At 72.5% G+C, this 7,188-nt stretch carries 10 protein-coding genes, 1 other RNA gene and 1 pseudogene; 7 read left to right on the forward strand and 5 right to left on the reverse strand.

What is annotated here, in order from left to right; all coding sequences use genetic code 11:
- Nucleotides 1-5: 5 nt before the first annotated feature.
- Together MWU57_RS16200 and MWU57_RS16205 are read left to right on the forward strand one after the other, a co-directional pair.
- A complete protein-coding gene (locus MWU57_RS16200; RefSeq protein WP_246910593.1) occupies nt 6-743 on the forward strand; it encodes a zinc ribbon domain-containing protein in 738 nt (245 codons plus the stop codon).
- The gene (locus tag MWU57_RS16205) at nt 743-1,426 is read left to right on the forward strand and encodes a histidine phosphatase family protein (RefSeq protein ID WP_246910595.1); all 684 of its coding nucleotides are present in this window, start codon (nt 743-745) and stop codon (nt 1,424-1,426) included. Before MWU57_RS16200 ends, MWU57_RS16205 begins: the two co-directional genes overlap by 1 nt.
- A 32-nt stretch (nt 1,427-1,458) precedes the next feature.
- Here MWU57_RS16205 and MWU57_RS16210 read toward each other — a convergent pair whose 3' ends face one another.
- Complete coding sequence (locus MWU57_RS16210; protein WP_246910597.1) at nt 1,459-2,292, reverse strand: YaaA family protein; 834 nt, start codon at nt 2,290-2,292, stop codon at nt 1,459-1,461.
- Nucleotides 2,293-2,320: 28 nt separating this feature from the next.
- Here MWU57_RS16210 and MWU57_RS16215 point away from each other — a divergent pair, with 28 nt between their 5' ends.
- The 3 genes from MWU57_RS16215 (at nt 2,321) to rnpB (ending at nt 3,627) form a co-directional block, all read left to right on the forward strand.
- Nucleotides 2,321-2,788 (forward strand): nucleoside deaminase, encoded by a 468-nt coding sequence (locus tag MWU57_RS16215; RefSeq protein ID WP_106269576.1) that lies wholly within the window; start codon nt 2,321-2,323, stop codon nt 2,786-2,788.
- A gap of 26 nt (nt 2,789-2,814) precedes the next feature.
- Nucleotides 2,815-3,198, forward strand: a complete 384-nt coding sequence (locus MWU57_RS16220; protein WP_246910599.1) for a tautomerase family protein — start codon at nt 2,815-2,817, stop codon at nt 3,196-3,198.
- 24 nt (nt 3,199-3,222) lie between these two features.
- Nucleotides 3,223-3,627: RNase P RNA component class A (gene rnpB, locus MWU57_RS16225), an RNA gene on the forward strand.
- 98 nt (nt 3,628-3,725) lie between these two features.
- On the opposite strand, the gene MWU57_RS16230 is transcribed toward rnpB, so the two are convergent.
- The 4 genes and pseudogenes from MWU57_RS16230 to MWU57_RS16245 form a co-directional block, all read right to left on the reverse strand.
- Nucleotides 3,726-3,977 carry a toxin gene (locus tag MWU57_RS16230; RefSeq protein WP_246910601.1) on the reverse strand — a complete coding sequence of 84 codons (252 nt, stop codon included), beginning with the start codon at nt 3,975-3,977 and terminating at the stop codon, nt 3,726-3,728.
- Nucleotides 3,974-4,246 (reverse strand): ribbon-helix-helix domain-containing protein, encoded by a 273-nt coding sequence (locus tag MWU57_RS16235; protein ID WP_246910603.1) that lies wholly within the window; start codon nt 4,244-4,246, stop codon nt 3,974-3,976. The genes MWU57_RS16230 and MWU57_RS16235 overlap by 4 nt, the downstream gene beginning before the upstream one ends.
- 107 nt (nt 4,247-4,353) lie before the next feature.
- A pseudogene (locus tag MWU57_RS18510) lies at nt 4,354-4,569 on the reverse strand (hypothetical protein); the annotation flags it as partial.
- Between the two features lie 436 nt (nt 4,570-5,005).
- On the reverse strand, nt 5,006-5,995 hold the full coding sequence (locus tag MWU57_RS16245) for a DUF1990 family protein (RefSeq protein WP_246910605.1): 990 nt from the start codon (nt 5,993-5,995) through the stop codon (nt 5,006-5,008).
- Nucleotides 5,996-6,040: 45 nt separating this feature from the next.
- Here MWU57_RS16245 and MWU57_RS16250 point away from each other — a divergent pair, with 45 nt between their 5' ends.
- Together MWU57_RS16250 and MWU57_RS16255 are read left to right on the forward strand one after the other, a co-directional pair.
- Nucleotides 6,041-6,631, forward strand: a complete 591-nt coding sequence (locus MWU57_RS16250; protein ID WP_246910607.1) for a GNAT family N-acetyltransferase — start codon at nt 6,041-6,043, stop codon at nt 6,629-6,631.
- Between the two features lie 197 nt (nt 6,632-6,828).
- A complete protein-coding gene (locus MWU57_RS16255; RefSeq protein ID WP_246910609.1) occupies nt 6,829-7,152 on the forward strand; it encodes an STAS domain-containing protein in 324 nt (107 codons plus the stop codon).
- Nucleotides 7,153-7,188 lie beyond the last annotated feature (36 nt).

Consider the following 7,188-nt stretch of genomic DNA (forward strand, 5'->3'; position numbering starts at 1 on the left):
CACCCATGGCTACCGCACCCGTCGAGGACCAGCGTCGCCTGCTCGAGGTCCAGGCCCTCGACACCAGGCTCCAGCAGCTCGCGCACCAGCGCGGCAACCACCCGGCGCTCGCCACGATCGCCGAGCTGGACGGGCGCATGCGTGACCTGCACGGCTCGCTGGTCGACTCGCGGACCGCCGTCGCGGACCTCGAGCGCGAGGTCACCAAGGCCGAGCGGGACGTCGAGCAGGTCCGTACCCGTGCGACCCGCGACCAGCAGAAGCTCGACTCCGGTGCCCTCGGCGCGAAGGACGCGACCGCCGTCATCAGCGAGCTCGAGTCGCTGGCCCGCCGGCAGAACGTCCTCGAGGAGGCCGAGCTCGAGCTCATGGAGCGTCTCGAGGCGCACCAGGAGGCCCTCGCCAAGGTCGAGGCGGCCCACGGTGAGCTCGTCGCCGCCCAGGACAAGGCCATCGCGGAGCGCGACGCCGCCTTCGCCGAGATCGACGGCACCGTCGCGGAGGTGGCCGCCCAGCGCGCCGCCGCCGCCGAGGGCCTGGACGCCCAGCTCGTGACCCTCTACGACCGGCTGCGCGGCCAGCTCGGCGGGTCGGGTGCCGCCGCGCTGAACGGCAACCGCTGCGAGGGGTGCCGTCTCGAGCTGAACCCCGGCGACCTGGCCGCGGCCAAGAACGCCCCGCCCGAGCAGGTCGTCCGGTGCGAGGAGTGCGGCCGGATCCTCGTCCGGGTTCCGCAGGCCTGATGCGGCGTCCGGCATCCGGCGCGCTCGCCCGGTACGACGGCGCGGTCCCGGCGTCCGTGGTGCTCGTGCGCCACGGGGTCACCCCGCTGACCGAGGTCGGGGCCCTGTCGGGCGGTGACGTGCCCGGGCCCTCGCTGACGACGGCCGGGCAGCGGCAGGCGGCCCAGGCGGCGGACGCCGTGTTCCGGATCGGCAAGGACCTGTGGCCGGACGTGCCCCGACCCGACGCGGTCTACGCCTCGCCCACGGTGCGGACCCAGGAGACGGCCACCGCGGTGGGCCGGCGGCTCGGCGCCACGGTCCGGACCGACGATCGCTTCGCCGAGATCCGCTTCGGCGCCTGGGAGGCGATGATCCCGGAGCAGGTGCACGACGGCTGGCCCGGCGACCTGGTCCGGTGGGTCACCGAGGGCACCTTCGCCCCACCTGGCGGGGAGTCCTACGCCGACCTCGCCACCCGTGTGCAGCCGGCCCTGGACGACGTCGTCGCCGGTGCCGAGGGCAGCACCTCGGTCGTCGTGGCGCACGCCGCGGTGATCCGGACGCTGGTGGGCCTCGCGCTCGACGCCCCGCCGAGCGCCTGGGGCCGCGTGCGCATCCCGCCGTGCTCGCTGTCGCTGCTGCGGATCTGGCCCGACGGCGCCCGCGAGGTCACCGCCGTCGGCTTCCCCGCCGCGGACTGACGGGTCGCACCGACCGGTCACGCACCGGCCGGTCAGGCGATGACGAGCTCGAGGGTCCGCGGTCCCCGGCGCGACGTCGGGTCGCCGAGCGTCGCCTCGATCATGCGGTAGCTCAGGCCGGTGCCGACCTCGGTCCCGATGACCTGGCCGTCGAGCTCGCGGGCGGCGGCGAGCAGCTCGTCCGCCGACGACGGCGCGTCGCCCGCGCGGCGCAGCAGGTGGCCGGTGAGCACGCCACGGGTGTGCTTGGCGTTGTGCGACACGACGGTGCGCTTGCCGGCAGCCTCGCGCACCACGCGGACCGCCACCCAGTCGGCGGCGTGCTCGCCGGTGGTCGCCGGCTTCCACGCGGCCAGGTAGGCGGCCGAGCGGCAGTCGACGACGACGTCCCCGGCCGCGCGCTTCTCCAGCGCCTGCGCCAGGTGCGGTCGCCACGCCGTGGCGAGCTTCCCGGCCCCCGGCAGGTCGACACCCATCGAGAGCCGGTAGGCCGGGATCCGGTCGGCCGGCGCGACGACGCCCCACAGCCCCGAGAAGATCCGTACCGACTCGTCGGCGAGCTGCGCCGTCGGGCCGGTCAGGTCGCCCAGGCCTGCCGCGGCGTAGAGGACGCCCGTGTACACGTCGGTGGCCGGCGCCGCCGGCGCGGTGCGCAGCGCGGTGTTCCGGGCGACCTCCTCGGTCAGCGTGGCGCCCACGTGCAGCACCTGCGTGGCGTCGTCACGGGCGCTGACGGACGCCAGGGCGTCCAGCACGGTCTCGCGCTGCGGGGCGAGCTCCGGCGCGGTGAGGCCTGCCGGGTCGACCGGGGTGCCGTCGTCGGGCGCGGGCGTCTTGCCCTCGGAGGGCGGCAGGCAGATCAGCACCCGGACACCCTATGGGAGCATCGGGGCCATGACGTCCGACGAGCGATGGCTCACGCGCGCGGTGGAGCTGGCGGTGGCCGCCGTACCGGCCGGGGACGGTCCGTTCGGGGCGGTCGTGGTGCGCGGCGGCGAGGTGGTGGCCGAGGGCACCAACCGGGTCACCGCGGAGCACGACCCGAGCGCGCACGCCGAGGTCGTGGCGCTCCGTGCCGCAGGCCGCGCCCTGCGCACCTTCGACCTGACCGGAGCCGTGCTGTACAGCTCGTGCGAGCCGTGCCCCATGTGCCTGGCGACCGCGCTGTGGGCCCGGGTGGATCGCGTCGTCTTCGCCGCCGACCGGCACGACGCCGCGGCGGCCGGGTTCGACGACCGGTTGTTCCACGACGTGCTGGCCGGACGTGCGCCCGCGCCCGTCCCCGTCGAGCAGCGGACCGTCGCCGCGGCGGCATCCCCGTTCGAGGCGTGGGTGGCGCACGACGGGCGCACTCCCTACTGACGCCTTCGGCTCCGTAGGATCGCGGCATGGCGCACGTGAAGATCTACGGCAACCGGTCGGTATGGGGCGAGCGGCGCACGGAGGTGTCCGACGCCGTCCACGCGGCCGTGGTGCGCTCCTGGGGGCTCCCGGAGGACAAGCGGTTCCACCGCTTCCTGCTCCTGGACGACGGCGACCTCGTCGCGCCGCGCTCGGCGGCGTACCTCGTGATCGAGATCCTCTGCTTCACCGGTCGCTCGGTGGCGGCGAAGAAGGCGCTGGTCCGGGCGATGTACGACGACGTCGCGCCCGCGCTGGGGCTGTCGCCCGACGACCTGGAGGTCGTCGTCGTGGAGAGTCCCCGGGAGAACTGGGGGATCCGCGGCCGCAGCGCGGACGAGCTGTCGCTCGGGTACCGGGTGGAGGTCTGACGGCGGGTATCCTTGCCGGGCGGACGAGTCGGTCGGACGGTCGCGTCGTCGCTGCTCCTCGGAGCGGTGGCGCCGAGGAACGTCCGGGCTCCGAAGGGCAAGGTGGTGGCTAACAGCCACCCGGGGTGACCCGCGGGACAGTGCCACAGAAAACAGACCGCCTGCACGCCTCGGCGAGCAGGTCAGGGTGAAACGGTGGTGTAAGAGACCACCAGCACGGCCGGTGACGGTCGTGGCTCGGTAAACCCCACCTGGAGCAAGGTCAGACAGACTGTGATCGAGGGCGGCCCGCCCGATTCTCTGCGGAGAAGCGCAGTCGGGTAGACCGCTGGAGGCCTGTGGCAACGCAGGTCCTAGATGGATGACCGTCGCCCGAGCCGGGGCAACCCGGCGCGGGAACAGAACCCGGCGTACAGACCGGCTCGTCCGCATCACACGGTCCGACCTGCGGCTTGATGCCACCGAGGGTGGCCCGGTCCGCAGAGAGTCCGTGAGAGTTCCTGCGTGCGCTCCCGGAGAGCCGTCGATCAGAGCCAGTCGAGGTACTGCTGGCGGGCCTTCATCGCGTGGATCACGAGCTCGGCGCCGGAGTCGAAGGCGAGGATGACGAGCTCCAGCACGCGTCCCGCCGGATCGACGCCCAGCAAGAGCCAGCGGCGAGGGTCGTCCTCGTCGTCGAGCGGCTCGCGCAGCAGTGCGTGCACGCCCGCGTACAGGACGACGTCGTCGGTGAGGCGGTCTCGCTTGTAGTGCTTACGGGCGGACTCGTGGACCTTCACACCACGTGGGCCCAGGCGCGGACCGCGGCGCGGATCGCCTCCGACTCGTTCGCCAGGCCTTCGTGCTCCGCGCGCTTCCGAAGGGCGTCCAGGGTTTGCTCGTCGAGGCGGACCGTGACGGGCTTGCCGGGGCCGTGTCCGACGGCGGGGCGGCCACGGCGACTCTTACGGAGAGCGGGCAGGTCGTATCCGGCCTCGGCCTCGTCAGCCCACGCCTGGATCTGCTCATCGGTGACCGGCTTGCCGTGGATGGTGCGCTTCTCATCCATAGGAATAACGTACACGAAAACACGGCCCATGGACCTGACGCCGGCCAGAGGTGGGAGTAGGCGTCGAGCGTCTCGCCGGCGGACTGGTGGCCGAGCCGTGCTTGCGCCACCTTCACGGAGGCGCCGTGGCGGATGAGCTGGCTCGCGGAGTAGTGCCGCAGGTCGTTAAAGACGACCGTGTGGCGCGGGCGCTCCCCAAGCGCCGCCCGGGCTGCCGCGAGCAGCTCGGCAGTAGCGCCGCTCCCTGGGATGAGCCCGGCGCCCCGGGCCTGCGCGACGAGCAGCCCGGCGCGTTGCGCCGTGACCCCGAGCGTGTGCGCCACCGTTCGTGTCCGGGACGGGGGCGCGGCGTCGAGCCAGATCTATGCGATCACGGCCACGTGGCGCGCCGTGTCCATGCGTCGTCGAACGCCGAGCGGCGCAGGGGGGAGCCGCAGTCGGTGTGGGTGAAGATCAGTCCGTCCGGACCGGGTAGGTAGGCCTCGAGGTGCTGGGTTAGCGCGTCGATGACGGTTCCCGGTAGCGGGACCTCGCGTGGGGATGCCTCGGTCGCTCTGCCGCGGACCGGTCCCGGCGGCCGTCATGATGATCGCCTGGTACCGGTCGGCGATGATGCTGAGAATGAGGTGGAACGTATCCAGCGAGAGTGGAGCAGGTGGGGTCTGCGGAACACTCGCCCGGCGCCGATAGCGCGAGGTGACCGCTCATGGCAGTTCCGTAGATGCGCCATCGGACGCGCTTCCGGTCCGGCCGACTCTGCTACGAGTCGTGACGGCGCGTCTCCACATATCGCCGCCGGTAGATGCGCTGGGCGAGCAAGGTCAGCGGGTACAGCGCCCGCCAGCGGCCTTGCCCCGGCCGCGTGAGGGAACGCACCGTCAGGGTCACGGCGCCGTCGGCGTCGAGCCCGACGATGAACGCCTCCTCGCCAATAACGGGAGGGCCCTCGAGCGTGGCGTAGGCGAGTGCGACCCGCCGGTGGGTGACGATCGTCTCGACAACCTCCACGGGCTCGCGCACCCGCAGCGGACCGACGCGTGCGACGAGCCAGTAGCGCTCCCCGGGGAGCGCGGAGCGTCCGGGTTCGAGCGGCGGGTCGACGCTGAATCCGCTGCGCGTCTTGATTCCCCACGAGAGCACAGCCGCCGAGGCCGACTGCCAGACGTCGGTTCCTGAGCCCAGATGGACCGTGCGCTCGTCCACGCGCCAGCCTGAGGGCGGCCGCCATGTGTCCCTGTCGGGAGTCGTGCCACCGCCGACGCCGTCACTGAGCTCCCGCTGGCGCAGTTCGTGCGCTTCGAGCGTCACGAGCTTCCCGGCATCTCCGCCAGCTCGCGCGATGGCGGATCGAACCGTGCGCTCCTCGATCGAGGTGAGCGCGAACGCGGTGCTGGAGCCGGTGTCGTCAGCGTTCCAGATGGGTGTCCCGCGGGCGCTCAGCCCGGTGCACCCGATGCTGAACGGGGAGAGCGCCAACGCGATGTCGAAGTCCTCTGCGACGCGCGGGTCCAGGCTGAGTGAGATTCCGGAGCGACGTCTCGCGGCCAGACGGCTCTCGGCCAGGCGGACGACAACGCGAACGTTCGGCGGCCAGTCCTCGTCCGAGAGGACGTCGATCTCGACGCTGGCAAGGCGGCTGCGCTGTGCCATCAAGGCACCCCGGATCGCTGCGTCGACAGTTACCCGCTCGGCGCCGTCGTCCACGCAGAGCCAGCGCGCACCGGTGTCGTCTGCCGCCGTCGCTCCCACGCCGCACATCCTGCCGCACCGCCGGACCGGTCATACCCTCCTGTCATGGGAGAGCTCGTCATCCGCCCCGCCGACGAGGTGCCGTTCGACGACCTCCAGGCGGTGCTCGGCAGCTCCGCCGCGGGGCGGTGCCAGTGCCAGCGGCAGGTGCTCGGCGATGCCGTGTGGTGGCACATGCCGGTCGAGGAGCGCAGGATGCGTCTCGCCGAGCAGACCTCCGACCCGGAGTCGTCCACGACGAGCGGCCTGGTCGCCTTCGAGGACAGTGAGCCGATCGGGTGGGTCGCCGTGGCGCCCCGCCCGACGTACCGCCGCTACTACGGCCGCAGCCCGGTGGTCTGGTCAGGTCGCCAGGAGGACCGGGGCGATCCCACCGTCTGGGCCGTCGCCTGCTTCGTGGTGCGCGCCGGGCACCGGGGCCAGGGCCTGATGTACGAGCTGGCGCGGGCCGCCGTGGACTTCGCACGGTCCCGGGGTGCCACGGCGCTGGAGGGATACCCGGTCGTGGCTCCGGGCGGCGGCGAGATCGTCTGGGACGAAGCCAGCGTCGGGACGCCGCAGGTCTTCGCGGCGGCGGGTATGGAGCAGGTCACCGCTCCCACGGTGCGCCGTCGGGTGATGCGGATCGATTGGTGAGCAGATGACGTCCACGTGGCGGACATGCTTGTCGAAGCGTGAAAGTTTGGTCAAGAAGTGATCTGTATCAGGGTTCACGTCAAGGCCCCGCTGGTGTAGGTTGGCGCCATCGCGACAACGAGGTCGCGTGTCCTGAAACGCCGGTTGCCACGCCGTGGCACGCAGGGGGCGTGGACTCCAGGGACGAAGGTGTGACAGTGACCCTCACCAGTGAGGTTCAGACCGGCGGGATCGCTCTGACCGAGCGCCCGACGGCGAGTGTGGTGACGATGTGGGGCGAGGTCGACATCGCCCTGCGCAACCAAGCCTCGGCCGCGCTGGCCGGGGCGTTCCAGCGAGACCTGCCCGTCGTCGTGGACGCCTCCCGGGTGACGTTCATCGACTCCGCGGGCATCGCCTTCCTCGTCCAGCTCTGCCGCATCGGGCAGGACGAAGGGCTCCAGGTCACGTTGCACGATCCGCCGACCACCATCCGGGACGCGCTGCGCACGCTCGAGCTCGACTCGCTCGTCGCACGCTGATCCGCACTGATCCGGACGCACGGCTGCCGGCCACCC

Source organism: Isoptericola sp. S6320L (assembly GCF_023015685.1).
Classification (GTDB): Bacteria; Actinomycetota; Actinomycetes; order Actinomycetales; family Cellulomonadaceae; genus Isoptericola; species Isoptericola halotolerans_A.

Bases quoted from the DNA above. Each gene is read 5' to 3' on its own strand.
- MWU57_RS16200 (WP_246910593.1), top strand. From the start codon at position 6: ATGGCTACCGCACCCGTCGAGGACCAGCGTCGCCTGCTCGAGGTCCAG.
- MWU57_RS16205 (WP_246910595.1), top strand. From the start codon at position 743: ATGCGGCGTCCGGCATCCGGCGCGCTCGCCCGGTACGACGGCGCGGTC.
- MWU57_RS16215 (WP_106269576.1), top strand. From the start codon at position 2,321: ATGACGTCCGACGAGCGATGGCTCACGCGCGCGGTGGAGCTGGCGGTG.
- MWU57_RS16220 (WP_246910599.1), top strand. From the start codon at position 2,815: ATGGCGCACGTGAAGATCTACGGCAACCGGTCGGTATGGGGCGAGCGG.
- MWU57_RS16235 (WP_246910603.1), bottom strand. From the start codon at position 4,246: ATGGATGAGAAGCGCACCATCCACGGCAAGCCGGTCACCGATGAGCAG.
- MWU57_RS16250 (WP_246910607.1), top strand. From the start codon at position 6,041: ATGGGAGAGCTCGTCATCCGCCCCGCCGACGAGGTGCCGTTCGACGAC.